The organism is Nocardiopsis oceani (genome assembly GCF_054777395.1).
In genome coordinates this window covers 78,973-103,654 of the sequence record NZ_BAAHAR010000019.1, presented here as the reverse complement: position 1 = coordinate 103,654, position 24,682 = coordinate 78,973, and the positions used below count along the sequence as shown (strand labels likewise).

At 70.5% G+C, this 24,682-nt stretch carries 20 protein-coding genes; 9 read left to right on the top strand and 11 right to left on the bottom strand.

What is annotated here, in order from left to right; all coding sequences use genetic code 11:
* Positions 1-67 precede the first annotated feature (67 nt).
* Both ACYVDG_RS13075 and ACYVDG_RS13070 read left to right on the top strand, forming a co-directional pair.
* Entirely contained in the window at positions 68-1,393 is a 1,326-nt protein-coding gene (locus ACYVDG_RS13075; RefSeq protein ID WP_460750523.1) for an HNH endonuclease signature motif containing protein, read from the top strand.
* A gap of 1,030 nt (positions 1,394-2,423) precedes the next feature.
* Positions 2,424-2,681 carry a GntR family transcriptional regulator gene (locus ACYVDG_RS13070; RefSeq protein WP_460750519.1) on the top strand — a complete coding sequence of 86 codons (258 nt, stop codon included), beginning with the start codon at positions 2,424-2,426 and terminating at the stop codon, positions 2,679-2,681.
* On the opposite strand, the gene ACYVDG_RS13065 is transcribed toward ACYVDG_RS13070, so the two are convergent.
* The 5 genes from ACYVDG_RS13065 to ACYVDG_RS13045 form a co-directional block, all read right to left on the bottom strand.
* Complete coding sequence (locus tag ACYVDG_RS13065) at positions 2,678-5,653, bottom strand: FAD-binding and (Fe-S)-binding domain-containing protein (protein WP_460750516.1); 2,976 nt, start codon at positions 5,651-5,653, stop codon at positions 2,678-2,680. The two genes, ACYVDG_RS13070 and ACYVDG_RS13065, sit on opposite strands and share 4 nt — an antisense overlap.
* Positions 5,644-6,687: an N-acetylglucosamine kinase gene (locus ACYVDG_RS13060; protein WP_460750513.1), complete on the bottom strand. Its 1,044-nt coding sequence runs from the start codon at positions 6,685-6,687 to the stop codon at positions 5,644-5,646. The genes ACYVDG_RS13065 and ACYVDG_RS13060 overlap by 10 nt, the downstream gene beginning before the upstream one ends.
* The gene (gene murQ / locus ACYVDG_RS13055; protein ID WP_460750611.1) at positions 6,684-7,637 is read right to left on the bottom strand and encodes an N-acetylmuramic acid 6-phosphate etherase; all 954 of its coding nucleotides are present in this window, start codon (positions 7,635-7,637) and stop codon (positions 6,684-6,686) included. The genes ACYVDG_RS13060 and murQ overlap by 4 nt, the downstream gene beginning before the upstream one ends.
* Positions 7,638-7,743: 106 nt before the next feature.
* Positions 7,744-9,240 (bottom strand): sodium:solute symporter, encoded by a 1,497-nt coding sequence (locus ACYVDG_RS13050; RefSeq protein ID WP_460750508.1) that lies wholly within the window; start codon positions 9,238-9,240, stop codon positions 7,744-7,746.
* A gap of 466 nt (positions 9,241-9,706) precedes the next feature.
* The gene (locus ACYVDG_RS13045; RefSeq protein WP_460750504.1) at positions 9,707-10,429 is read right to left on the bottom strand and encodes a GntR family transcriptional regulator; all 723 of its coding nucleotides are present in this window, start codon (positions 10,427-10,429) and stop codon (positions 9,707-9,709) included.
* Between the two features lie 151 nt (positions 10,430-10,580).
* Here ACYVDG_RS13045 and ACYVDG_RS13040 point away from each other — a divergent pair, with 151 nt between their 5' ends.
* The 6 genes from ACYVDG_RS13040 (at position 10,581) to ACYVDG_RS13015 (ending at position 15,550) form a co-directional block, all read left to right on the top strand.
* Positions 10,581-10,994 (top strand): hypothetical protein, encoded by a 414-nt coding sequence (locus ACYVDG_RS13040; RefSeq protein WP_460750501.1) that lies wholly within the window; start codon positions 10,581-10,583, stop codon positions 10,992-10,994.
* Between the two features lie 84 nt (positions 10,995-11,078).
* Entirely contained in the window at positions 11,079-11,870 is a 792-nt protein-coding gene (locus tag ACYVDG_RS13035; RefSeq protein ID WP_460750496.1) for a DsbA family protein, read from the top strand.
* Complete coding sequence (locus ACYVDG_RS13030) at positions 11,867-12,550, top strand: vitamin K epoxide reductase family protein (protein WP_460750492.1); 684 nt, start codon at positions 11,867-11,869, stop codon at positions 12,548-12,550. Before ACYVDG_RS13035 ends, ACYVDG_RS13030 begins: the two co-directional genes overlap by 4 nt.
* Positions 12,551-12,752: 202 nt before the next feature.
* Positions 12,753-13,076: a DUF6247 family protein gene (locus ACYVDG_RS13025; protein ID WP_460750487.1), complete on the top strand. Its 324-nt coding sequence runs from the start codon at positions 12,753-12,755 to the stop codon at positions 13,074-13,076.
* Positions 13,077-13,338: 262 nt separating this feature from the next.
* Positions 13,339-14,421 (top strand): pilus assembly protein TadG-related protein, encoded by a 1,083-nt coding sequence (locus tag ACYVDG_RS13020; RefSeq protein ID WP_460750482.1) that lies wholly within the window; start codon positions 13,339-13,341, stop codon positions 14,419-14,421.
* Between the two features lie 154 nt (positions 14,422-14,575).
* Complete coding sequence (locus ACYVDG_RS13015) at positions 14,576-15,550, top strand: hypothetical protein (protein ID WP_460750477.1); 975 nt, start codon at positions 14,576-14,578, stop codon at positions 15,548-15,550.
* Between the two features lie 152 nt (positions 15,551-15,702).
* Here the strand turns inward: ACYVDG_RS13015 and ACYVDG_RS13010 are convergent, their stop codons facing one another.
* A complete protein-coding gene (locus tag ACYVDG_RS13010) occupies positions 15,703-16,113 on the bottom strand; it encodes a hypothetical protein (RefSeq protein ID WP_460750474.1) in 411 nt (136 codons plus the stop codon).
* Positions 16,114-16,330: 217 nt separating this feature from the next.
* Between ACYVDG_RS13010 and ACYVDG_RS13005 the strand changes: the two genes are divergently transcribed.
* Positions 16,331-17,176: a hypothetical protein gene (locus ACYVDG_RS13005; protein WP_460750470.1), complete on the top strand. Its 846-nt coding sequence runs from the start codon at positions 16,331-16,333 to the stop codon at positions 17,174-17,176.
* 11 nt (positions 17,177-17,187) lie between these two features.
* On the opposite strand, the gene ACYVDG_RS13000 is transcribed toward ACYVDG_RS13005, so the two are convergent.
* From ACYVDG_RS13000 to ACYVDG_RS12980, 5 genes are all read right to left on the bottom strand, one after another.
* The gene (locus ACYVDG_RS13000) at positions 17,188-18,369 is read right to left on the bottom strand and encodes a pectate lyase family protein (protein ID WP_460750467.1); all 1,182 of its coding nucleotides are present in this window, start codon (positions 18,367-18,369) and stop codon (positions 17,188-17,190) included.
* Positions 18,370-18,655: 286 nt separating this feature from the next.
* Complete coding sequence (locus tag ACYVDG_RS12995) at positions 18,656-20,374, bottom strand: ABC transporter family substrate-binding protein (protein WP_460750463.1); 1,719 nt, start codon at positions 20,372-20,374, stop codon at positions 18,656-18,658.
* A gap of 76 nt (positions 20,375-20,450) precedes the next feature.
* Positions 20,451-22,649, bottom strand: a complete 2,199-nt coding sequence (locus ACYVDG_RS12990) for a dipeptide ABC transporter ATP-binding protein (RefSeq protein WP_460750459.1) — start codon at positions 22,647-22,649, stop codon at positions 20,451-20,453.
* Between the two features lie 11 nt (positions 22,650-22,660).
* Positions 22,661-23,590 (bottom strand): ABC transporter permease, encoded by a 930-nt coding sequence (locus tag ACYVDG_RS12985; protein ID WP_460750456.1) that lies wholly within the window; start codon positions 23,588-23,590, stop codon positions 22,661-22,663.
* A 79-nt stretch (positions 23,591-23,669) separates the two neighbouring features.
* Entirely contained in the window at positions 23,670-24,650 is a 981-nt protein-coding gene (locus ACYVDG_RS12980; RefSeq protein WP_460750453.1) for an ABC transporter permease, read from the bottom strand.
* Positions 24,651-24,682: the final 32 nt, after the last annotated feature.

The following is a 24,682-nucleotide window of genomic DNA, read 5'->3' as shown; positions in this document are numbered from 1 at the left end:
GTCATGCATTCAGCACGAACCAGCGATAAGACTTCCTTTGTTCGACCCTTTCGCTTACAATAGAAGAATGACGATCTCTCCCGAAGCACCCACCCCCACCGGGCACACCCCGGTGGATACCACGGTGGTCGCTGCCCGGGACGAGACCACAGCGTTCTTCGACCGCGACGTGCCCCCGGGAGCGGCGGGCGAGGTGCTGGACCAGGCCACCCGCGTGTGGGAACACCTCGACCAGATCAAAGTCTCCATGGCCGCACGGCTGGCCCAACTCGAAGCCACCGGGCAGCTGTTGGAACAGGGCGGACAGAGGAACCTGGAGGCGTGGCTGCGCCACGCCTTCGGCATTCCTGCTGGGCAGGCCAACGACCTGGCCCTGATCGGGCGCGCCCAGTTCCGCCAGGAAATGGCCCCCACCCTGCAGGCGCTGGCCGAAGGGACCCTGTCGGTGGGTGAAGCCGCAGCGGTCATCAAGGGCGCCGAGGCCGGGGTGGAGAAAAGGCAGAAGGGCGACCACCCCGACCCGGAACTGTTCCGCGCGAAAATGGAATGCGGAATCCTGGACTTCAAGGAATCACGCCCGAACATGTCGGTGGGCCAGATCACCCACTTCGCCCACCAGCTGTGCATGCGACTCAACCCCAACAAGGTGGAAAAGGACCACGCCGCCGCCCACGCCGCCCGGGGCGCCCAACTGGTCACCACCTTCGACAAAACCTTCCTGTTCCAGGTGTGGGGCTCGCCCGCTGACGCCTTGAGGATCCAGGTGGCGTTGGACAACTACCAGGTGCCTTTCCACCCTGAGGATGGGCTGTCCAAGTATGAGCGCACCTACGACGCGCTGATGGCCGCGTTGGGGTTCGCCCAGTCCCACCAGGGGTGCGACACCCCGACTACGGCGACGGCGTTGATCAACATCACCGTGCCCGCCACGTCCCTGGCCGGGGACGAGGAAGCCGAGGACGCTGGTCCGGCCACCACGGAGACCGGGCAGGTCGTGCCCATCTCGGTGGTGCGCGAGTTGATCGGCCAGAGCTGGGTGCGCCGCCTGGTGGTGGAGCAGAAGAACGGTCAGGTCCTGGATGTGGGCCGGTCCTGCCGACTGGCGCCGCCCAAGATCCGGGCGGCCGCCTTCCACGGCCACACCAGCTGCGCGTGGCAGTACGGGTGCGAGGTGCCCCTGCCCTGGACCCAGGCTGATCACATCGTGGAGTTCTGGCAGGGCGGCACCACCAGCGCCACCAACATCCAACCGCTGTGCGCGACCCACAACCAGATCAAGCACCGATGGGCGGTACGCCAGGACCGCCGCATGTGGTCGGGCCGCAACCGAGGCCGCACCGGAAACCAGGGCTCGGACCCGGATGGGGACCCAGCCCCACCCCCGCACCCGTAACCGGCCACCCCCAACAAGAGCTCCCACCCGCCTTCGCCGGGCCGCTACCCTCGCATGGCCAGAACCCGCCCCCGCACCGACACCTGACCCCTGGCCCCGAGCCCTCGCTACCCCGGGGACCGTGGGTGAGACCTGGTCCTAGAAGCACGCTCACCCCTGTTTTTGCCTCCAACAGGGGGGTTCACCCACGCCCAGGTGCCGACCGGCCCTCAGACACCGGCCCCCACCCGCCAGCAGGGGTCCGCCACACACCATGACCAGCCGCGACACCCAACCCGTCGAAGCGCTGGTGTAGGGGCAGGCATCGGCCGCCAGGCCGAGGGGTTCGCAGCAGAGCATGACCGGCCGCGACACCCCCAGGCGTCAACGCTCCGGCGGAGTGGCCATTGACGGCCGCCAGGCCGTGCTTGTGCCGTAGGGGCCCTCCGGGCCCGAAGGGCCCATCGCCTCCCCGACCACACCTCCCCCTTTCCTGACAGCCGCCAACCCGCCGTCGCAGCGGAGCGGGTCAAGGTGGAGCGCCCATGCGGGCGGAGCCCCCACCGCGACGACCTTGACGCGCGCAGCGGAGACGGCCACCATCGGGCGGCAGGAAAAGGGGGAGAACCACCCGCACCCAACAACAAACCCCCGCCCACTGCGCACCTTCAGAGATGGGGTGTTGCAACGACCTCCAGAAATCGAGGGGGCCGGGTATTGGGCACACGGACGCGGGCGGGGACGAAGGCTCCCCCGGTATCGAGCATGCGTGCCAGACCGGGCCCGCGACAATCCGGGTGCCGTCCGGCTGTGGATAACAGGGCCTGCCCGACAGCGGAACACCCGACCGGCTGACCAGATCTGCCGGGCCGCCCCGAGCGCCCTCCACCCACGCCTGCCCCTGGACCGCCCCGGGGTTCGTAGAGCCTCCACCAGATCCCGGGAAGGACACCCTTGCGGGGTCGGGCGATTCACCCCGATCGAGGCATCGAGACTACGAGATGCTCGGGTTCTCCACTGTGCGAGTCGGTGGCGGTCTAGCGTTCTCGGTATGGAAGACCAGGACTCCCTGAAGATCCCCGTGGACGGACCGGCGCTCCGCTACATGGCGGTCGCGGACCACATCGCCGGGTTGGTGGACTCCGGCAGGCTTCGGGCGGGGGCGAAGCTCACGCCGGAACGCGAGCTTGCCCAGGAGTACGGCGTCTCGTACATGACCGTGCGGCGGGCGATGAAGGAACTCCGCGACCGGGGCGTGATCGTCACGGTGCACGGCCGCGGAACCTTCGTCGCCGAATACCGGACCTAACCCGCCCCCGTCCCAGTCCCCGACCCCGACGTCGCGGCTGGCCCAGCCTTCCCCGCAGCCCCGGCGACGTCAGCTGCCACCTCGAGCACGTGGCGGTAGGACCTCCCGGTCGCCCGGGACATGGCGATCTCGCAGGTCCGGTTGCACGAGGCGTGCTCGGCGGCGTCGATGCTCCGCACCTGGTCGGCTTCGGCCGCGGTGGCGGACTCGGTCAGCTCGGGGTGCAGCATCCCGCGGTCGCCGGCGAAACCGCAGCAGCCCCAGTCGTCGGGGACGTGCACTTCCTGTGCGACCGCCTCCGCGAGGGTCCGCAGGTCGGGAACGATGCCGGACTTGTGCGACGAACAGGTGGGGTGCACCGCCAGCGACGGCACCCGGTTACCGGGTTCGATGCGCAACTCGGACAGCACGTGTTCGGCCACGAAGCTCACGGCGTCGACGACACCGACGGCCCTCGGGTCCCCGGCTTCCCGTGCTCGGGCCATGATCCCGGCCACGCCCTCGGTGCAGGACGTGGCGTCCACCACCACGGGGACTTCCGCCCCGGACGAGTCGCTGGGCCGCGCAGCTTCGACCCGGCGCCGGACGGCGTCGACGGCTTGGAGCACGCGTTCGGCCATCACCTCCTGCCCGGCGGAGAACCCCTTGGAGGACCACGGGGTGCCGCAGCAGAGCCCGTCGACGCCTTCGGGGACCGCCAAGCCCACCCCTGCGGCACGGCAGAGCGCGGCGAAGGCGGCCTGCACACCGCCCGAGCCCTCGGCCGGGGCGAACATGGCCCCTTGGCAGCTGGGCAGGAAGATCCCGGACACGGTGCCGGCGGCCCCGTTTTCGACGGCGGCCCCGACGCCGGTCCCGCCGTCCGTGCGGCTGCGTCGGCTGCCGCCGGCGGGCAGGTCTGGCGACCACTGCGGCACCGTGTCGGCGCCCAGGGCCGCACGGGCCACCCGGTTGGGCCCCGTGACGGCGGCGTTCGGCATCCGGGCGGCCATGGTGAGGCCGCGGCCGAGTGCCGTGGTCGCCGTCTTCCAGTGCTGTGCGACGGAGCGCCAGGCACCCTGCTCCATCCGGCCCCGGCTCTCCCCGCGGAGGCGTTTGACCAGCGCACCGGTATCGATGTCCACCGGGCAGGCCGTGGCGCACATGCCGTCGGCCGCGCAGGTGTCGATGCTGTCGTAGGCCTGCTGGGCGTCGAGTTCGGCGACGAGGGCGTGGTCGCCTTCGGCGGCGGCCCGCTGCCGTGCCCGGCGCGCCACGATGCGCTGGCGCGGGGTGAGGGTGAGGTCGCGGCTGGGGCAGACGGGCTCGCAGTACCCGCACTCCACGCACCGGTCGACCTCTTCGTCCACCCGGTCGGCGGGCTTGAGGTCGCGCAGGTGCGCGCGGGCGTCGTCGGTGAGGACGACGCCGGGGTTGAGGATCCCCGCCGGGTCGAAGGCGTCCTTGATCTCCCGCATGACGGCGACCAGCGCGGGTGAGTACTGGCGGTCCAGGAAGGGTGCCATGGCCCGGCCGGTCCCGTGTTCGGCCTTGAGGTTGCCGCCCTGTCCGAGGATCAGGTCGACCAGGTCCTCGGTGAACACCTCCAGCCGCGAGACCGCTTCGGGGTCTTCGGTGTCCTCGGTGATCATGAAGTGCAGGTTGCCGTCCTTGGCGTGGCCGAAGATCACCGGGTCGGCGTACCCGTGGGCGGCCAGCAGGTCGGCGAGCTCGCGGCAGGTGTCGGCCAGCCGGTCGACGGGGACCACCACGTCCTCCAGGAGCGCGGTGGTGCCTTGGGGGCGGGCCCCGGCGACGGCGGCGTAGAGACCCTTGCGCACGCCCCAGAGGGCGGCGCGGTCGGCCGGGTCGCGGGTGAGGTGTACCGGCTGGGTGGTCGGCAGCGCCTCCAGGACCGCGGCGACCTCGGCCAACAGCTGGTCGAGTTCCTGCTCGCCGTCGGTGCGGTATTCGACCAGGATCGCGGCGTGCTGGTCGACGGTGAACCCGGTGACGGCCTCCGGTGCGTCCGGGCTGCGGCGGGCGACCCGGATCGAGGTGGCGTCCATGAGTTCCAGGGCTTTGGCGCCGGTGCCGACGAGGGCGGGCAGTGCTTCGGCGGCGCGCTCGACGGAGTCGAGGACCAGCAGTCCGGTGGCCGCGTGGCTCTGGACGGGCACGGTGCGGTAGACCGCTTCGGCCACGAAGCCCAGCGTGCCCTCGGAGCCGATCATCAGTCGGGTGAGCAGGTCGACCGGGCCGTCGGCCTCGCGGAAGGCGTTGAGCGAGTAGCCCATCGTGTTCTTCATCGAGAACCGCTCGCGGATCTCCGCCATGCCCTCGGGGTCGGCGCGCACGCGTTCCCAGAGGCTTTCGAGCGTGGCGGCCAGCTCCGGCTCGTCGGCCCGCAGGCGGGTGAGCGCGTCGTCTGCGGCGGTGTCGACGACCGTGCCGGAGGGCAGCACCACCGTCATCGATTCCAGTGTGCGCGTGGTGTTGTACTCGATCCCGGCGGCCATGCCGGAGGAGTTGTTGGCGATCACCCCGCCCACCGTGCAGGCCACTTCACTGGCCGGGTCGGGGCCCAGGGCCCGGCCGTACCGCGCCAGCCGGGCGTTGACGGAGCGCAGGGTGGCGCCGGGACGTACCCGCACGCGGGCGCCGCCGTCGAGGACCTCGATGCCGCGGAAGCCGCGCCGGGTGTCCAACAGGATTCCGGTGCCGCACGCCTGCCCGGACAGGCTCGTCCCGCCGGAGCGGAACGTGACCGGCGTACGGTGCTCGGTGGCGACGGCGAGTGCGGCGGCCACCGCGTCGGCGTCTTCGGCGACGGCGACGACCTGCGGCACCAGGAGGTAGTGCGAGGCGTCGTGGGCCCGGGTGTGGCGGTCCAGGGCCCGGTCGAGCACTCGGTCCGCCCCGAGGGCGCGGGCGAGGCCGTCGATCATCGGCCGGACGGCCTCTTGGGTCACGGCCGTTTCGGTCAGGTCCACACGAATCCCTCCTGGGGGTCGACTCGGTGGTCGGCGGCCAACCGGGCGAGGGACAGGGCGCCGTCGAGGGGGTCGCCGGCGGCCTCTTGGACCGCGACCCCGCCGTGCCGGGCGTCGAGCTCGTCGGTGAAACCGGCGGACAGCGCGCCGCCCGCCCGGGAGAGCCCTCCGGTGAGTACTACCCGTGGCGGGTGGTGGGCATCCAGGGCGGCGAGCGCGCTGCGGGCCGCTTCCCGTCCGGCCTCGGTCAGCAGTGCGTGGGCGGCGGGGTCGCCGGTCCCGGCCAGCTCGACGACGTCGGCGGCGAACCCGGCGAGCACCCCGGCCCGGTCGGGGCGGGTGTAGAGCTGGCCCGGCCAGGTGCGGGGGTCGCCGAAGCGTTCGCGGCCGGCGGCCAGGAGACCGGCCCCGGCCGGATCGACGCCGTCGTGGGCGCGCATGGCGTCCTCGAGCGCGCGGCGGCCCAGCCAGGCCCCTCCCCCGCGGTCGCCGAGCAGGTGGCCCCAGCCGTCCACGCGCCGCCAACTCGGCGGGCACCCCCGCTCGTGGCCGGTGCCGGGGTGGCCGATGGCGATCGCGCCGGTGCCGAGGGCGACGATGGCCCCGCCCTCGCCCGCGAGCGCCCCGAGGTGGGCGGTGACCGCGTCGATGGCCGCGGCCGCCGGGACCCCTACCTCTTCGGCGGCCAGAGCGACGAGCGCGGCGGGATCGTCCACCAGGGAGGCCAGCCCGGTAGCCCCGATGCCCGCGCCGCGGACCCGGGCTATCTGCTCCGGCCAGGCGTCGGCGGCGCGTTTGACCAGGTCGAGGACTACCCGTGGCACATCGCTGCCACCGGAGCCGATCTGGACGCGGGGCCCGGCCAGCTCCCAGCGCCCGCCCTCCCGGTCGCCGCCCCCGTGGCCACCGGTCTCCCGGTGGTCGCCGAGGTCGGCGGACGCCACCGCGATCCGGCTGCCGGAGCCGCCGACGTCGATGCCGAGCACGGTCCCGCGGGCGAACGTGCTCCCGGGGTCCTGGTCCCGCCCCGTCATGGGCGGGCCCCGTTGCCCGCACCGTGCGCACCGGCGAGTGTGTCGCGTACCGAACCGGAGTGCTCTTCCAGCAGGTTCCGGGCCTGCTGGGGCGAGACTCCGCTCAGGGACGAGACGATCGCGGCCTTGAGGTCGCCGCCGGTGCGCTGGAGCAGCTCGCGGGCTGCCGGCTCGCTCAGGTCGGCCGCCTCGCACAGGATGTGCACGGTCCGTTCGCGCAGCTTGCTGTTGGTGGCGACCACCGAGACCATCAGGTTCTGCCAGGTGTGCCCCGTGGCGATCATCAAGGCCGTGGAGAACCCGTTGAGCACCAGCTTCTGTGCGGTCCCCGCCTTCATCCGGGTGGAGCCGGTGACCGCTTCCGCACCCGTGTCCAGTACGAGGTTGCTGTCGGCGTACTTGGCCAGCGGGGCCTCCGGGTTGCTGGAGATGAGCACGGTGTACGCCCCGGCGGCGCCAGCGGCCTCCAGGGCACCGCCCACGTACGGGGTGGAACCGCTGGCGGCCAGGCCGATCGCGACGTCGTCGGTGCCCAGCCCGGCGGCGGCGCGGCGCCCGTCCTCCTCGGAGTCCTCCGCGTTCTCCACCGCGCTGACCAGCGCCTGCTCGCCGCCGGCGATGTGGCCGACCACCCGCCCGGGCTCCAGGTTGAAGGTGGGCATGAGCTCGCTGGCGTCCAGGACACCCAGGCGCCCGGAGGTGCCGGCCCCGAAGTAGTGCACGGTCCCCCCGCGGCGCAGGCGGTCGGCGGCGATGTCGACCACCGGTGCCAGGCCGGGTAGGGCGGCGGCAGCGGCGTCGACGGCCACCCGGTCCTCCGCGTTGAGCAGCTGCAGCACCTGGAGGGAGTCGAGGTCGTCCAGGTTCCGGCTGCGCGGGTTGCGCTGCTCGGTCGGCGGCAGGGTGCGCCGCCGCGCGTCGGCGTCCGTCGGTGGGATAGCGCCTGTCATCTTCTCTGTACTTTCCATGGTGGTGACGGTCGAACGGGCCCGGCCGCGGACGGTCCCGCGGCCAGGCCCGTGATCGGGCCGTGGTCGGGCCCTTGGGTGGGTCGGCTTACCGCTCGGCGGCCGGGACCTGCTCCTCCTCGGTGGGGGCCGGGTGCCGCAGGGCCAGGAGCCCGCCGATCACGAAGGTGACGATCACACCCATCAGCGGGTACCACTGCCAGGCGACCCAGATCTCGCCGGTGACGTACTTCTCCATGACGAAGAAGAAGCCGTTCACGGCGATGGCGGCGATGAACGCGATGTTGACGTCCGCGGCGCGGGCCCGCTTGTTCGCGATACCGAAGATGAAGGCCCCGAGCAGGCCGCCGTAGGTGATTCCCGCGACGCCGAGGGCGAGGATGACGATGTTGCCCTCGTCCGACTGGAACACCGTCGCCGGGGCGATGAAGGCCAGACCCCAGCCGATGGTGGCCCACCGGCCGACGCGCAGGCCCTGCTCGTCCGTGATCGGCGTCTTCTTGAGGCGAGCGTAGACGTCGGTGACGGTCGAGGACGCCAGCGCGGAGAGCGACGAGGAGATGGTGGACATCGCGGCCGCGAGGATGCCGGCGAACAGCAGTCCGGTGATGCCCTGCGGCAGTCCCTCGATGATGAAGAGCGGGAAGATCTCGTCGTCCCGGGTCAGACCCAGGGCGTCCGGCGAGGCCTGCTCGTAGTAGGCCCACAGGGCCAGGCCGACCAGCAGGAAGAGCGCGAACTGGAAGAACACCAGGATCCCGGACCAGATGAGCGCCTTCTGCGCTTCGATCTTCGTCCGGCAGGTGAGCAGGCGCTGCACGATGATCTGGTCGGAGCCGTGCGAGGCCATGGCGAAGACCGCACCGCCGACCAGCGAGGCGATGAAGGTGCCCTCAGCGGAGATCGGGTTGCCCTCGAAGATGAACATGTTCATCTTGCCCGCGTCGAAGGCGTCGACGAACCAGCCTCCGCCGGTTGCGGACATGATGACCAAGACCGAGAGGATCCCGCCGCCCACGTAGAGGAACATCTGGAAGACGTCGACCCACACCACGGCTTTGATGCCGCCGACGAAGGTGTAGAAGATGGTCACCACCACGAGCACCACGATGATGGTGAAGTAGCTGGCTTCCAGCCCGATCGAGTCGAGGATCATCTTCAGGGGGATCGCGGCGGCCAGGACGCGGATGCCGTCGGCCAGCAGACGGGTGAACAGGAACGTCACACCGGCGGTGGTCTGGGTGCTCTGGCCGAACCGCTTGCCCAGGTAGGCGTAGGCGGTGACCATCTCGCCGTCGTAGTACCTCGGGAGCATGAAGAACGCCACGAATACGCGGCCGAGGATGTAGCCGAGCCCGAGCTGGAGGTAGGAGATGTCGCCGAGGTAGCTCATCACCGGGATCCCGATGACGGTGAGGGCGCTGGTCTCGGTGGCGACCACGGAGAGGCTCACCGCCCACCAGGGCAGGTTCCTGCTACCGAGGAAGTAGTCCTTCAGGCCGGTCTGGCGGCCGCTGAGTCTGAGACCCAGCCAGGCTGTGGCCGCCAGATAGGCCACGATCACCACAAGATCGAGGGTCTGCATGTCTTGTCTCCTTAGTGCGAGTCAGGAGGGTGGGAGGGGTGGTGCGTTCAGGTTGTGCGGACTGTTGTGGGGGGTGTGATCCGGGGAGTCGGGTTGAGAGGGCGGGACAGGGTCGGGGCGCCGGGGCGCAGCTGGACCGGAGGGGTCGGCACCGAAGAGCACCGGTGGACGCACGAGGCCATGGCCGGTGGCCCGTGCCGAACGGGCCGACCGACCACCGGGGCAGGTTTTCCGGCTCCGGGGTCCCACGCAGGCGCCACCGGAGGTCCGCCCCGGCGCCGCTGCGACAGAGGCAGGTGCGGGGGCGGCCGTCAGTGCCGGGGTGCGGGCGGTGCCGGAGGAGGTGGAGTCGGAGGCCGGGCCGCGGCCGGTGCGGTCAGCGCCGAGACGAGCGGCACGGCCCGGACCCCGGGGGGTCACCGCTGGTCCGCCGGGGCTAAGGCCCCCGGTACGGGACCGGCGGTGGTCATACCGGAGCCCCGGCAGGTACCGCGGGCACGGTCAGCTCGGTGCGGATCTTGTAGCGGTCGCCGCGGTAGACCGAGCGCACGAACTCGATGGGCACGTCGTCGACGCTCCACGAAGTGCGCTCGAACAACAGCGCGGGCGTGCGGACCGGTACCTCCAGGTCCCGGGCCTCCCGCTCGTCCAGGAAGGTGGGCTCGATGGTCTGCACGCTGCGGGCGACCACGATGCCGCACCGTTCCCTGAGCAGGTCGTAGAAGGAGCTGTCCGCCAGGTCGGCGGCCTTCAGGTCCGGCATCAGCCGACGCGGCACATTGAGCTCTTCCAGGGCGATGGGCTCGTCGTCTGCCAGGCGCAGACGGGTGACCTTGGCGACCTCGTCCGTCTCCGCGACCCGGAGGTGCCGCCCGATCCGCGCGCCCACGGGTGCGACCTCGAAGGCCAAGGGGCGCGCGCCGGGGCGCAGTCCCCGTGCGCGCATATCCTCGGTGAAGGAGCTGGCCATCAGGGACTGGTCCAGTTTGGGGCCGAGGGCGAAGACTCCGGAACCGTGCCGCCGCCGCACGGCGCCACGGGTGACGAGCTCGTCGATCGCGCGGCGGAGCGTCATGCGTGAGACGCCGAGTTCCTGTGCGAGATCGCGCTCCGGGGGGAACTGGTCGCCCGCCCCCATCTCATCAAGGCGGTCCAGGAGCAGGTCCCGGACCTCGTGGTATTTGGTCACGCCCCCCATTGACACATAGCCCACCGGTGAAATCAAGACCACTGGACTAACTTTCCAGACCAGTGGTTTACTTTTGTGCGAGAACGGCTGGAGGGCAGGTCATTTGGGGTTCCAGGCAGAGCACCCCCGAACCAGCGCTAAAGTTCGTTTCATGAGCACGCACACCGACAAGAAGCGTCTGAGGGCCCTCGCGGCGCCCTCGGTCGCCCTTGTCGTGCTGTGCTTCCTGTGCGCCCTCTGCTACCCCGGTGCCGCTTCGGCACAGGGGTTCGCAAACCCGGAGGCGGTCGCGGCGCAGGCCGCCGAGCCGGCGGCTCCGGACGGCCTTGAGAGCCAGGGCGACCAGGAGGCCCAAGAGGGCCAGGGCGTCGTCCACGCCTGTCCGACACCGGGCGAACAGGGCCTGCTCACGGCCCAACCGCTCCTGGCGCTCGGCTCCGCCCTGACCGCCGCACTCCCCGTGGTGCCGCGGGCCGGGCCCTCCCTGACGGCCCTCGGCCACCTCGAACCCACCGCACCGCACGGGTACGGGCTGCTCACCCTCCTCTGCGTCCAGCGGGTCTAGAAGCACGACCGAGCCCCACACCGCTCCCTCGCGACGGGGCTCGTCAGCCGTGCCGAAAAACCTCCTGGAACACAGGGAATCCACATGAGCAAGAATCTGGCCATCACCATCAGCCTCATCCTCGTCGCCGTCGTGGGGATCGCGCTGCTCGCCTACAGCGCCGACGGCAACGGCGACGGCGCCCCGGCCGCGGACGCCGACGCAACGACCGACATGGAGGACCTGCCCACCGTCCCGACCGACGTGCTGGTCCGCGAGGACAGCCGCCACCTGGACGAGGTGGACGACGCCGCGGTGACCGTCGTCGAGTTCCTCGACTTCGAGTGCGGGGCCTGCGCGCAGCAGCACCCCGTCATGGAGCAGATCCGCGACGACTACGACGGTGAAATCAACACCGTCATCCGCTACTTCCCGCTCCCCGGGCACCTCAACGCCGAACCCGCGGCGGCCGCCGTCGAGGCCGCCGCCCAGCAGGGCGCCTTCGAGGAGATGTACTCGCAGGTGCTCGAGACCCAGGGGTCCTGGGGCGGCGCCCAACAGGACCAGAGCGACGTGTTCGTCGGCTACGCCGAGGACCTGGGCCTGGACACGGACGAGTTCGTCGACACCATGGAGTCCGCCGAAACGCAGGAGCGGCTGCAGGCCGACCTGGACGACGGGGCGACCGCCGGGGTCGAGGGCACGCCGACCATCTACGTGAACGGCCGCCTCGCGCCGAGCATGCCCAGCTACGAGCAGCTCTCGCACATGATCGACAGCGAGCTGGAAGAGGGTTCCGCGGACTCCGAGGGGACCGAGGACGCCGAAGGCGACGACGCCGACAGTGACGAGGGCGAGGGCTCCGAGGCCGAAAGCTCCGAGGAGACGGAGGGATGAGCGCGGGAGCGCTGAGCCCCGAACGGGAGGTCGGTTCTCCCCCGGGTTCCGAGGTCCCCGTCATCAGCCGTGCACTCCCCTGGGTCCTGGTGGTCGGCGGGCTGATCGGGTTGGTCGCCTCCGCCGCACTGCTGGTGGAGAAGGTGCAGATGCTCTCCGACCCGGACCACGTGCCCTCGTGCACCATCAACCCGGTGCTGGCCTGCGGCACGGTGATGGAGACCCCGCAGGCCGAGGTCTTCGGCATCCCGAACCCGATCATCGGGGTCGCTTGCTTCGCGGCGGTCCTGGCAGTGGGGGCGGCCCTCCTGGCCAGGACCGGTACGGGCGCCGGTTCGGGCTCGGGGCCGGGCTCGGGGTTCCGGCCGTGGTTCTGGCTGGGACTGCAGGCGGGCACCCTGTTCGGTGCGGTGTTCGTGCACTGGCTGATCTTCCAGAGCCTCTACCGGATCAGCACGCTGTGCCCGTACTGCATGGTGGTGTGGGCGGTGACGATCCCGGTCTTCTGGTACGTCACGCTGCACAACCTCCGCACCGGCCACCTTCCGGTCGCGGCCGCCCTGCGCCGCCCCCTCGGTGTTCTGGCCCGCAACCACACCGTGGTCCTCGCGCTGTGGGCCCTGGCCGTGGTCGGCGCCGTGGGCCAGGCTTTCTGGAGCTACTGGTCGACCCTGCTCTAGGCCGTGGGCGGCGGGGGCGGGCGTCCGGACGGGCGCCGGGCGGCCGGCGATCAGGCCGCCCGGCCTCCCGCGCAAAGGTGGCAAAGCCCGTAGACGAGACCATTCCGGCCTCCCGCAGCAGCACGTTATCCACAGCTGACGGAGAGCCCGCTTGTCTGACCTGGCCGGACGGCGCATGCTCTTTCCACGCCACACGGAAGAGGTGAGTCAGCTGAGCCCAGAGCCCGCCGCCGACCCGTCCGCCCTCCGCGCCGCCGTGCGCGACCTCGCCCCCGCCTCGCTCACGACCTTCGACTCCCAGTACCGGATCGCCCAGGACCTCGCCGCCCACGGGCGCGACACCGAACCGGTACTCATGTTCCTGCGCCGCTGGGGCGTGTTCGTCGAGCGGCGCCGCTGCCCGACCCGCGCGGCCCGCCTGGACCGGCTCGAACTCGTCGCCGCCCAGGCCACCAACCTCCGCGCCGCCCGCGCGGCGGCCCAGGAGATCGCCCGGATCCTCAGCCAGTCCCCCCTGCGCCCCTGAGCTCCGGGCCGCCCCGTCCCCGCTCCGCTCCTCCGACAGCCCGCCCTGTTCGCGCCGCTGACGGTGGCCAACGGTGGTCGGACCGTGGCCAACTGTGGTCACGCGGTCAGCCGTGCCTCCGGCGCCACCTGGGATAACCCCGTCCCCCTGTCCACAGGTGAAAAACCCGGGCCTATACCTCAGAACCAGCCCGGGTTAAGCTGCGCCCGGCAGGACTCTGCACCCCCACCCCCAACACCCCCTGCGAGACCCCCGGACCACCATGCGACGGAGCTCCCCCCACACGGCACGTAGACGTCAACTCCAGGGCCGCCGCGACGACGGACAAGCGAACATCCTCCTCCTCTTCGGGCTGACCCTCGGCCTCCTCGCGCTCACCGTGCTGTTCGTCAGGGTGGGCGCCGCCAACGACATGCGCTCGCAGGCGCAGACCGCCGCGGACGCGGCCGCGCTGGCCGCGGTGGGCGCCCTCCGGGACGACGCCGCCGACCAGCTCTCCACGGGCGTCTTCCCCATGCCCCGGTACGACGAGGAGATCGCCGAGAGCCGCGCCGAGACCTACGCGCGCGAGAACGGCGCCGTGCTCACCGACATCCGCGCCAGTGACAACGTCATGGGCCGGTCCGGCAACATCGTCCGGGTCGAGATCCGGGGCGCGCTCTGTCAGAAGGAGTTGGAGGAGGACGGTTCCCGCCACTGGAACGACGTGGTCTGCGAGGACGAGGACGACGTGGACGGGTCCGCCGTGGTCGGCGACGCCGAAGCCATCGCGATGATCGAGATGTCCACCGACTGCGGCCGCGACGACGACGGCCTGGTCTGCGACGGCGCACCCGTCACCGACGCCGAACAGGCCTCGGACTTCTTCGACGTACACCTCATCGACCAGGAGGGCCAGTACCGCTTCGACCCGGACGTCGTGTTCGGCGGCGGCCCGGTCGTCGACTGCGACTCCCTCGGCGGCCTGCACCCCGCCATGTGCGCCGCACACGGGGTCCTCAACGAGGAGTTCCCCGGCTTCTACATCAGTGCGGGCGGCTACCGGCCGGGTGACGAAAGCGATCACGGCTTCGGTGAGGCCGTCGACTACATGATGGCGGACTACGGTGCGACCCCCACGCCCGAGATGCACGCGACCGCCATCGAAGTGATCGACTTCCTCATCCAGAACCACCAGGAAATGCAGGTCAAGGGGATCATTTACGACTACCACATCTGGAACCCGAACCGGGATGCCACGGGCCCGTGGATGGAGGTCCGGCGAACGGCCACCTACCACGGCAACCCGACCCTGGACCACGTGGACCACATCCACCTCTCGGTCGGCCCGCCGCCCTTCCGTTAGCCGACCTCGCGGTGGGAGCGCCCGCGGTGGGAACGCCGCCGCCGGGTCTCCGCCGATGCCCTCGAAGAACCCCGCCGGATAGGCCGTTCCCGGGTTTGTCCACAGGTTTTCGCGGTGTCTTGTCCGGGCCGGTCGGGGCGCCCAACCTGGAAGTATGACGCGAAACCACGGAGCCCCCTCCGGTTGCACCCCTCTCTTCCCCCGCCCCCGTCCCACCCCTTCCCCGAAGACCCCGCGGTCCGCACATTCGGCACGGCCCCACGGCTCCCCGCTCAACGGGCTGCCGCCCGACCACGACCTCCTGCTCCGCACCCTGCGGCCCGTGCTCGCCCACCTGTCGCCGGACGCCGTCGCCTTCGGGCGCACCGCGGCCTACGTGTGGGGCGTGGACCTGCACCCCCGCGGGACGGAGGTGACCCGCAACCGGCTCCACGTGGCCGTGCCTCCGGGGGTCACCGGGGCCGCCCGGTACGGGGTCCGGCCGCACCGCGAGCGCGTCCCCTGTTCGGCACGCACCCTCGTCCAGGGCGTACGGGTCACCACCCCGCCACGGACCGCGTTGGACGTGGCGGCGGGCGCGTCCTCGCTGTACACGGCGACCGCGGCCCTGGACCGTTTCCTGTCCCTGCGGTTGACCAGCCGGGCCGAGCTGTTGGCGGCCGCGCTGAGCCATCCCCGGAGCCGACAGCGGCAGATGCCGCGCGCGCTGCGCCTGGCCGATCCGCGCAGCCAGTCACCGTCCGAGAGCTGGGCCCGGGTCCTGCTGTACGAGGCGGGCCTGCCCCGGGCCCAACTGCAGTGCCCGGTCCCCAGCGCGCAGGGGCTCCTGCACGCTGACCTCGGGTGGCCGCAGTACCGGGTGGCCGTGGCCTGCGTCAGCGCCGAGCACCGTTCCGCGCGCCACGAGCGCGCCCGCGACCGGCTGCGGTACGCCGCCATGGCGGAGGCGGGATGGACGGTGCTGGCCACCGGGGTGTACGACCTCCGCACCCGCCCGGCCGGATTCCTGCGCCGGATCCTGGCCGCACTGAACCAACACGGTTGGGAGGGCTCCCCCGGACAGCGGCAGCAGGTACTGGACGCCCTGCGCCGCCTCGAGGACCGGCCACCGCGCCTGGGCGAGGAGTGACCGGTCGCTGGAGGGAGGCGACGGGACGAGGAGAAGGATCGACAGGACACGGGCAGGGGGCGATGGCGCACGGACCGGTGATGACCGGGCGCCGGAAGGGGCGGACGGGGCGCGGACCGGGCACACCCGGGCCCTCGGACCAGGGCGGGGCGCTACTGGAGTACGCCGCCCTGCTCCTGTTGGCCGTGGCGCTGGTGGCGTCGCTGACGACGGCGCTGCCACGCGTGCCCGAGGCCCTGCGTTCGGCGGTGGACCGCACGGTCGACCCAGGGGCGGCCGAAACCGGCCAGGAACCGGGTTCGGACGGTGCGGGCACCGGGGTGGACGCGGATCCCCTCCCGGACCCCTTGGAGGTGGCTGATACGGTCCGGCGGTGCCTTCCCACCCCGGACCCGGTGGGGCGGGTGGACTGCGCCCTGGCTCTGCTGGGGCAGCTGGACTCGGAGGTGCTGGAGGCGACCGTCCTCCGGCTCCGGGCCGAGGAGCTGGTCGAACTGTTCTCCAGCCGCACCTTCAGCACCTCCGCGGCGGCCCGCGTCGCCGTGCGCCTCCTCTGGGACCACGCGTCCGACGAGGCGCTGCGTCGGCTCGTGCAGACGGAGACCTTCGGCTTCCTCCAGCCCGCCCTGGACTCACCGCACCTCGCGTACACGCTCCGGTTCGTCACCGTCAGCGGAGATTATGTGCACGCGGCACTCGAACGGAGCAGTGAGTCACCGCGTCGTACTCCGCGTAGGCGGTACCCCCCGCACAACGAGCCGCAGAATCGAGGGGTTGTCAGTGACGACATCGATGCCACCCACCGGGAAGGAGCCGGAGGACGCGGAACAGGATCGGCCCAGCTGGCCGGTGATCGTGTCCGTGACCCTGCTATGCCTCGCGGTGGTCGCCAGCGGTTGGGGCGTGGCCCGGCTGACACTGGTCGGCAACGGGCCCGAGGCCGCGGCAGAGAACGGGGAGACCGCGGACGCGGCACCCGGGGCACAGGAACCGCTGCTGACCGCCGGAGACGTCGACCCGGAGGACGCGGACGCGTTCCTGGAGCTGGCCGCCCAGGAGCTGCGCGCCGCCCCCGCCTTCCACATCAGCTACACGCAGTACCAGGACGGCCGGGAGGTCGGGAGCGGTTGGTCGCGCCACGGGCCCGAGGCCGACACCGCCTTCGAACACCACTACAAGACCGGCACCGGGGTACGGGTCTTCCGCTACGACCTGCCCGAGGCCGGGTTCATGATGACCGCCCAGAAAGGGCTCTCCGGGATGACACTGCTGGACCAGCCGACAGAGGCCGACCGGCGCCTGTGCTCGGTGGACTTCGTCCTGGCCACCATGGACGACCTGGCTGACACGGCGGACAACCTGGAACTGGTGGGGGCGGAGGAGATCACGCTGCCGGAGAGCACGAGGGGGACCTCCGGCAGCGAGCACACCACCCACCGGTACACGGGGACGTTCTCGGCCCTGAAGGGCGGCTACGAGACGATGACCGGCCGCAACACGCTGGCCCGCGTCGTCGGCGCCGAGTTCGACCTCTGGGTCGACGAGGAGGGGCATCCCCGAAGACTCAGCTACACCTCACCCGAGGGCGCCGGTGAGACCTTCGACTACCACGCGGTGCCGACCTGATCCAGGCCCGGCTAATCGGTACCGGCCTCCTCCATGACCAGTTCGGGGACGTCGACGGTGTCGTCGAGCTCGTAGTCGTAGGGCGGGTCGGGGACGTTGCCGCGCAGCTCGGGCTGTTCGGAGTCCACCAGCAGGTTGTCCCGGGTGACCACGTTGCCGGGGTCGTCCTCCTCGGTGGAGACCGACACCGGGGTGCCCTCGAAGTAGTTGCCCTCCACCAGCACGTTCGAGTCGTAGGCGGACTGGACCCCGTAGTCGGGGTTGATCCGGAAGTAGTTGTTGAACACGTGGACGTGCTCGGCGTTGCGGGCGCGGGGGTGGCGCCCGGAGGTGCCGTCGAAGTAGTTGTGGTGCACGGTCACCCGCAGCGCGCCGGGGTCGTCGTCACGGCCGCCGACACTGATCGCGGAGGCCGCTTCGGTGAAGTGGTTCCAGGACAGGGTGACGTGGTCGGCGCCGTCGGTCACGGAGACCAGGGCGCCGTCCCCTCCCCCGGAAAACGTGGAACCGTCCACCCACACGTGGTGGGCCCCGCCGAGGACGGAGATCGCGGAGCCGTCGGTGTCCATGGTCAGGTTGGCGAGGATGACGTTGCTGGAACCGTCCAGCACCAGGCCGCCGCCGGTGAGCTCGGCGCCGTCTCCGCCCCCGACGAGGGTCTTGTCGGAGGCGACCGGGACGTCGCCGTCGAGGTCGATCCCGCCTTCGACCTCTACCACCAGGGGCTCGTCCGCGGACAGGTGCTCGGCGAGTTCGCCGGCGTCGGTGGCGGTCACCGTCTCGCCTTCGGCCCCGCCGGTGAGGCCGGGCCCGGAGTCCTCGTCGTCGGCCTGCTCGTCCGGAGCCTCGTCCGTGGCTTCGGTATCCGGGCCGTCATCGGGGTCCCCCTCCGCGTCTGCGTCCGAAGCGTCGGCGTCCTCTGCGTCCTCGCCGTCGTCGTCCTCGGGGAGGACCTCCTCCTCCGCCAAAGGCTGGTCCACCCAGCCGACCGGGGTACCGAAGGGCCATTCCTCCTCATCGGTCTCGTCCTCCGGGGGCGGGCTGGCCTCGTCCGCCCCTGGGCCGGGCTCCACGGCGGCGTCCGCCGCTGGGTCGGCGGCTTCGTCGGGGTCCCCGTCATCGCGGGAGCAGGCGGTGAGGGCCGCGCACAGCAGGACCGCCGCGCATGCGGCGGCGAGGGGGTGGGGTCGCATCTGGAACTTTCCAACGAGCGGGGCAAGGGGGAGGTGTCGGACGGCACCGATTCTCTCAGGAGGGGGAGAGCCCTGGCACGGCCAGCCCCACTTTTCCGACGGTCCGATGGCGCCGCGGCCCGGCGGGCCGCTGATCCGGCGCTCCGCCAGCGTGCCGGTCGGGTGCGGGACGACGGAGGACGCCGACCCCGAAGGGGGCCGACGCCCTCGCTGTCTCATTCCGCGGACGCTCACCGCGCCGGCGCGGACGCCTGCTGTAGCGCCCGGTGGAGCGGGTTCAGGGTGACTAGTCCGCGGCCCAGCCGATGTCCTCGTACACGTAGTCCGAGGCCAGACCGTACTCGCCCCAGTTGTGCAGGTCCTCGTTCATGATCCAGAATCCGGGGCGCTCGTACAGCGGGATGGTCACGACCTCTTCCCACAGCTTGGCGTCGATCTCGTTGGCGATCTCGTTGTAACGCTCCAGCTCGGGCTCTTCCGCCATCTCCTCGAAGAGCTCGTTGATCTCCGGGGTGGAGTGGCGGCTGCTGTTGTTGCCCCAGTCCTCGCCGTCCTCGTCCAGCGGACCGCCGTAGTTACCGTGGCTGGTGCCCTGGAACGGGGACGTGCCGGTCAGCACGAAGGCGGCCATCTCGAAGTTGCCCGGCGTGATGTACTCGGTGAACAGCGAGTTGGACGGGACCTGCTGGACGTCGACCTCGACGTTGACCTCGGCCAGCATCTCGCGGGCCATGTCGCCCTCGTCCTGGGCGATGTCCAAGCCCTCGACCGCGACGTAGTTCAGGGTGAGGGTGTCGCCGTCCTCGTCGGTGCGGACGTCCTCGCCCTCTTCGAGGGTCCAGCCGGCCTCGTCGAGCAGCTCTTCGGCGCGCTCGATGTCGACCGAGCCCAGGTCACCGGAGTTGTCCTGGAAGCCGTCCTGGCTGGAGCGCAGGAGGCGGTTGACCTCGCCGGTGATGGGCCAGTCCACGGCACCGAGGGCGACCTCGGCCATGACGTCGCGGTCGATGGTCAGGGCGATGGCCTGGCGGACGCGGACGTCCTCCAGCCGCGGGCTGGAGCCGTTGAGGCTCACGAACCGGTGGCCGTGGTTGATCGCGTTGGTGAAGTAGGCGCCGTCGCCTTCCCGGTCCCTCAGGAGCTCGTAGCCGGCGGCGTCGTATCCGAGGTAGAAGCCGTCGATCTCACCGTTGTCGAAGGCGCCCGGCATGGCGGCGCTGTCCATGGCGTCGAAGATGATGCGGTCGAGCTTGGGCTCGGTGCCCCACCAGTCCTCGTCCTTCTCGACGGTGACGCGCTGGGCGGTCTCGTCGAACTCCGCGTTGCCGAACGGACCCGCGGTGACGGGGAGGTCGCGGTAGTAGTCCTCCGCGAACATCTCCTCGTCCTCCATGTACTCCGCCGGGTACACCTCGGAGAACAGGGTCGGCCAGTCGCCGAAGGGCTGGTCCATCATGAGGGTGAACGAGTACTCGTCGTCGCCCTGGACGACCTCGTCGATGCGCTCGTAGCCGACCGTGGACCCGAGCTCGTACTCGCCGTCGCGCTGGCCGCTGCGCGTGATGGCGTTGGCCTCGTAGTCCTCCCAGGTGATGGGCTCACCGTCGGACCAGACGGCGTCCGGGTTCAGTTCGTAGGAGACCTCGAGCCCGTCGTCGCTGACGTCGTAGTCGAGGACGTACTCCTCCTTGGGCATGAAGTCGCCGTCGGCGGTGTAGTCGCTGGCCGAGGGCATGGTAGCGGCGATAACCCGGCGCACGTCGGCCTTGTTGCCCTGGACGTGGGCCATGTTGTGCTGGTCTTCGTACTCGGAGATGGCCCAGACGAAGTCGCCTCCGTCTTGGAGGTCGTCGCGGTCGGCCGGGTTGAGGTCGTCCGCCGCGAGTTCCGCGACGGCCTCCTGGGCCGCTTCCTGGTCGTTTCCGTCGTCGTCGCTACTGCACGCACTGGCCACCAACACCAGAGCTGCGGCGGGGGCGAGGTACCGCGCCTTCCCGATTCGCATGGGGATCTTCCTCCTGTGATGTGTCAGCCAGTGCGCGGGGTGGCACTGGCCTGTGCCGTCACGAACCACCGGCCTGCTAGAGGACCTCCTGCCGTTCCGCGAAGTGGCAGGCAGCACCCTGGTCTCCACCGTTGGTGGGCAGGATCTGCGGCTCGACGCTCACACACTGCTCCTGGTCGGACTCCGAGAGCGTGATGAACTTCTGGCACCTGGTCCGGAACCTGCAACCCGAGGGCGGGTTCGCGGGGCTGGGCAGGTCTCCGTCCAAGACGATGTGCGTGCGTGCGCGTTCCCTCTCCGGGTCGGGGATCGGGATGGCGGACAGCAACGCCTGGGTGTAGGGGTGTGCCGGGTTGGTGTAGATCGACTGGGTGTCGCCGATCTCCACGATCCGTCCGAGGTACATGACGGCCACGCGGTCGGCGATGTGCCGGACCACGGACAGGTCGTGCGCCACGAACAGGTAGGAGAGGCCCAGGCGGGCCTGGAGCTCCTCCAAGAGGTTGACCACGCCGGCCTGGATGGACACGTCCAAGGCGGACACGGGCTCGTCCAGCACCAGCAGTTTCGGTTCCAGGGCCAGGGCCCGGGCGATACCGATCCGCTGGCGCTGCCCGCCGGAGAACTCGGCGGGGAAGCGCGTGGCGTGTTCGATGTTGAGCCCGACGAGGTCGATCAGCTCGTAGACGCGCTGGGTGACTTCCGCCGCCGGGACGCGGTGGGTGCGCAGGGGCTCGGCGATGATGTCGAAGACCGGCATGCGCGGGTCGAGCGAGCTCATCGGGTCCTGGAACACGATCTGCATGTCGCGGCGCAGGTTGAACCGCTCGGCCTTGGTGAGTGTGGCCGCGTTCTTGCCCATGACCTCGAGGGTCCCCCGTTGGGGCTTCTCCAGGCCGAGGATCTCCATGAGGGTGGAGGACTTGCCGCACCCGGACTCGCCGACCAGGGCCAGGGTCTCGCCCTCACGAATGTCGAAGTCGAGGCCGTCGACCGCGTACACGGTACCGACACGGCGCTTGAGGACGGCGCCCTTCATCAGCGGGTGGTGCTTGATGATGTCCTCGACCCGGAGCATCTCCGCCCGGTCCTCGCGGCGCGTCGACGCCGCCGGGACGTCGGGGATGTCCGGGAGGGGGTAGATGTCCTGGGCGGTCCAGTCGTTGGTGTCGATCTCGCCGGAGCGGATGCACGCCGCCCGCTGGACCCCGGTGTCGTGGACCTCGTCGCGGGGTTCGCCTTCGGCCTCGACCCCGTGCTGGATCTCGGCTGCGGAGGGCTGGGACCCGACGGCCAGAAGGGCGGGCTCGGCCAGCTCGCACTCGGGCTGCGCGATGGGGCAGCGCGGCGCGAACGTGCAGCCGGGCGGAAGGTCGGTCAGGGACGGCGGGTTGCCCTTGATGGGGACGAGGGCGCCCTGGCGCTCCAGGTCCATGCGGGGCACGGCTCCGAGCAGGCCCATGGTGTAGGGCATCCGGCTGCTGTAGTAGATCTCGTCGACGCTGCCGATCTCCACGGGGCGGCCCGCGTACATGACCAGGAGGCGGTCGACGAAGCCCGCGACCACACCGAGGTCGTGGGTGATCATGACGATGGCTGCGCCGGTCTCACGTTGGGCGGTGCGCAGCAGGTCGAGGACCTGTGCCTGGATGGTGACGTCCAGGGCGGTGGTGGGCTCGTCGCAGATGATCACGTCGGGACTGTTGGCCATAGCCATCGCGATCATGACGCGCTGGCGCATGCCCCCGGAGAACTCGTGCGGAAAGGACCGGTAGCGGTGCTCGGGGTTGGGGATGCCCACGAGGTCGAGGAGCTCGACGGCGCGCCGGTGGGCCTTGGCCTTGCCGGCCTTGGGGTCGTGGACCAGGACGGCCTCGGCGAGCTGGTCGCCCACGGTGTAGACGGGGGTGAGCCCGGACAGCGGGTCCTGGAAGACCATGGAGATGACCTTGCCGCGTTTGCGGGCCATGTCCTTGTCGCGCATGCCGAGGATCTCCTCGCCGTGCAGGCGCACGGAGCCGGTGATCCGGGCGTGGTCGGGCAGCAGGCCCATGGCGGCCATGGACGACACGGACTTGCCGGAACCGGACTCGCCGACGATGCCGAGGACCTCGCCCCGGCTGACCGCGTAGCTGACGCCGCGGACCGCCTTGACGTCGGGGTTGTTGCCGAAGCCCCGGAAGGTGACGGTGAGGTCGTTGACCTCGAGGACTGGGGCCTGCCCGGTTCCCTCGTTGTGCACGGCCTGGCCCTGCGTGGTGGTGCCGATGGTCATGTGTGTACCCCCTAGGACCGGCGCGACTTGGTCGACGGGTCGAGGGCGTCGCGCAGCCCGTCCCCGATCATGTTCACTCCGAGCACCAGCATCACCAGCAGGACCGTGGGGAAGGCGAACACCCACGGTGCGGTGGTGGCGAAGGCGGAGCCGTCGGCGATGACGACACCGAGGCTGATGTCCGGTGACTGGACGCCCAGTCCGAAGTAGCTGAGCGCGGTCTCGCCGATGATCGCCGTGCTGACCATGATCGTCGCGTCCGCGATGAGCAGCGACGACATGTTCGGCAGGATGTGGCGCAGGATGATCTTGTAGGGGGGTACGCCCATGAAGCGGGCGGCGTGGATGTACTCGCGTTCCCGGAGTGAGATCGTCATTCCGCGCACCATCTTCGAGGTGACCATCCAGCTGAACGCCGCCAGCAGGATGACCAGGATCAGCCAGCCGCCCTGGCCGACGAAGTGCCTCGACAGGATCGCCAGGATGACGAAGCTGGGCAGGACCAGGGCCAGGTCGGCGATCCACATCAGGGCTTTGTCGGACATCCCGCCGAAGTAGCCCGCGAAGGCGCCGACGAGCGCGGCGACACCGGTGGAGATGCCCGCGACCATGAGGCCGATGAGCAGTGATTTCTGCAGACCCGCGGTGGACTGGGTGAAGATGTCCTGGCCGGTGCGGTTGGTACCGAACCAGTGCTCGGCCGAGGGGCCGTCGAGCATGGCGAGGTAGTCGCGTTCACCGACGTCCCAGGCGCTGACGAGCGGGCCGAGGAAGGCCAGGGCGGCCAGGAAGGCGATCATCACGAATCCGACGATGACGCGTCGGGTCCCGAGCAATTGGCGCCCGATGTCCTTGAGCCGGTTGGGTGCCGGGGGCACGGCCGGTGGCTGCGTGGTCTCCGGGGTCTCCGGGGTCTCCGGGGTGGTGTCGGACTGGCTCATGGCGTGGTCTCCAGCGTGGCGGCCGCGGATTCGCGCGGGAGGGGCGTGGCGGTGCGGTGGTGGCGGGGATCGGTCATCGTCACACCCGCACTCTCGGGTCGAGCCAGGCGTAGAGGATGTCCGAGAGGAAGGACGCCGTCATGATGGTGACCGCCATGAACCAGGAGACGGCCGCGACCACGTGGACGTCCTGTCGGGCGATGGAGTCGATCAGCCAGGCACCCATGCCGTGCCAGCCGTAGATCTTCTCGGTGAAGGTCGCGCCGGAGACCAGCATGCCGAAGGTGAACGTGAAGTACGTGATGGTGGGGATCAGGGCGGTGCGCAGGGCGTGTTTGAACAGGGCCTTGCGCCGGGTGAGCCCTTTGGCCATGGCGGTGCGTACGAAGTCGGCGCCCAGGACGTCCAGCATCATGTTGCGCTGGTACCGGGCGAAGGCGGCGAACAGCGTCAACGCGAGCACGAGGGTGGGCAGGAACGCGTGGTAGACGCGGTTGAGGAGGAGTTCCCACCACGCGCCTTGGAAACCGGCCGTGTACTCGCCCGAGTACCTGAGGAACTGGAAGCCGAGGGCGTCGTTGACGGCTACGGCGAGCACCTGGATGACGATCGCGATGACGACGGTGGGGATCGACAGCACGAAGAAGGAGGCGCCGGTGGCGGCCTTGTCGAAGGCGCGGTACTGGCGCACGGCGGCGTAGGCGCCGATGGCGATGCCCATGGCACTGCCGATGATGGTGGCCACGGTGATCAGGCGGAGGGTGACACCGGCCTTCATGAGCATCTGGCTGGTGACGTCACCGCCCTGGACGGTCTGGCCGAAGTCGCCGACGACGACCCCGCCCAACCAGGTGAGGTAGCGCTCGATCAGCGGCGTCTGGTCATTGAGGTTGAGGCTGTCGAGCTGGGCGTTGACGAACTCCGGGTCCGGTGGAGGCTGCATCTGCTCGAAGTACTCGCGCGGCAGCAGGTTGGTGGCCGCGAGCATGTAGGCGAAACTCGTCGCGAGAAAAATCAGCACGACGTAGTTCAGCAGCCGCCTGGCTAGGAACTTGCCCAAAACTATCTCCGAACCTCAACTGCCGAACCCAG

What these genes read in the sequence shown, in the direction of transcription:
- ACYVDG_RS13030 (WP_460750492.1), top strand. Translation starts at nt 11,867, where the DNA reads ATGAGCGCGGGAGCGCTGAGCCCCGAACGGGAGGTCGGTTCTCCCCCG.
- ACYVDG_RS13015 (WP_460750477.1), top strand. Translation starts at nt 14,576, where the DNA reads ATGACGCGAAACCACGGAGCCCCCTCCGGTTGCACCCCTCTCTTCCCC.
- ACYVDG_RS13070 (WP_460750519.1), top strand. Translation starts at nt 2,424, where the DNA reads ATGGAAGACCAGGACTCCCTGAAGATCCCCGTGGACGGACCGGCGCTC.
- ACYVDG_RS12990 (WP_460750459.1), bottom strand. Translation starts at nt 22,649, where the DNA reads ATGACCATCGGCACCACCACGCAGGGCCAGGCCGTGCACAACGAGGGA.
- ACYVDG_RS12985 (WP_460750456.1), bottom strand. Translation starts at nt 23,590, where the DNA reads ATGAGCCAGTCCGACACCACCCCGGAGACCCCGGAGACCCCGGAGACC.
- ACYVDG_RS13075 (WP_460750523.1), top strand. Translation starts at nt 68, where the DNA reads ATGACGATCTCTCCCGAAGCACCCACCCCCACCGGGCACACCCCGGTG.
- ACYVDG_RS12995 (WP_460750463.1), bottom strand. Translation starts at nt 20,374, where the DNA reads ATGCGAATCGGGAAGGCGCGGTACCTCGCCCCCGCCGCAGCTCTGGTG.
- murQ (WP_460750611.1), bottom strand. Translation starts at nt 7,637, where the DNA reads ATGACAGGCGCTATCCCACCGACGGACGCCGACGCGCGGCGGCGCACC.
- ACYVDG_RS13040 (WP_460750501.1), top strand. Translation starts at nt 10,581, where the DNA reads ATGAGCACGCACACCGACAAGAAGCGTCTGAGGGCCCTCGCGGCGCCC.
- ACYVDG_RS13020 (WP_460750482.1), top strand. Translation starts at nt 13,339, where the DNA reads ATGCGACGGAGCTCCCCCCACACGGCACGTAGACGTCAACTCCAGGGC.
- ACYVDG_RS13000 (WP_460750467.1), bottom strand. Translation starts at nt 18,369, where the DNA reads ATGCGACCCCACCCCCTCGCCGCCGCATGCGCGGCGGTCCTGCTGTGC.
- ACYVDG_RS13060 (WP_460750513.1), bottom strand. Translation starts at nt 6,687, where the DNA reads ATGACGGGGCGGGACCAGGACCCCGGGAGCACGTTCGCCCGCGGGACC.
- ACYVDG_RS13035 (WP_460750496.1), top strand. Translation starts at nt 11,079, where the DNA reads ATGAGCAAGAATCTGGCCATCACCATCAGCCTCATCCTCGTCGCCGTC.
- ACYVDG_RS13050 (WP_460750508.1), bottom strand. Translation starts at nt 9,240, where the DNA reads ATGCAGACCCTCGATCTTGTGGTGATCGTGGCCTATCTGGCGGCCACA.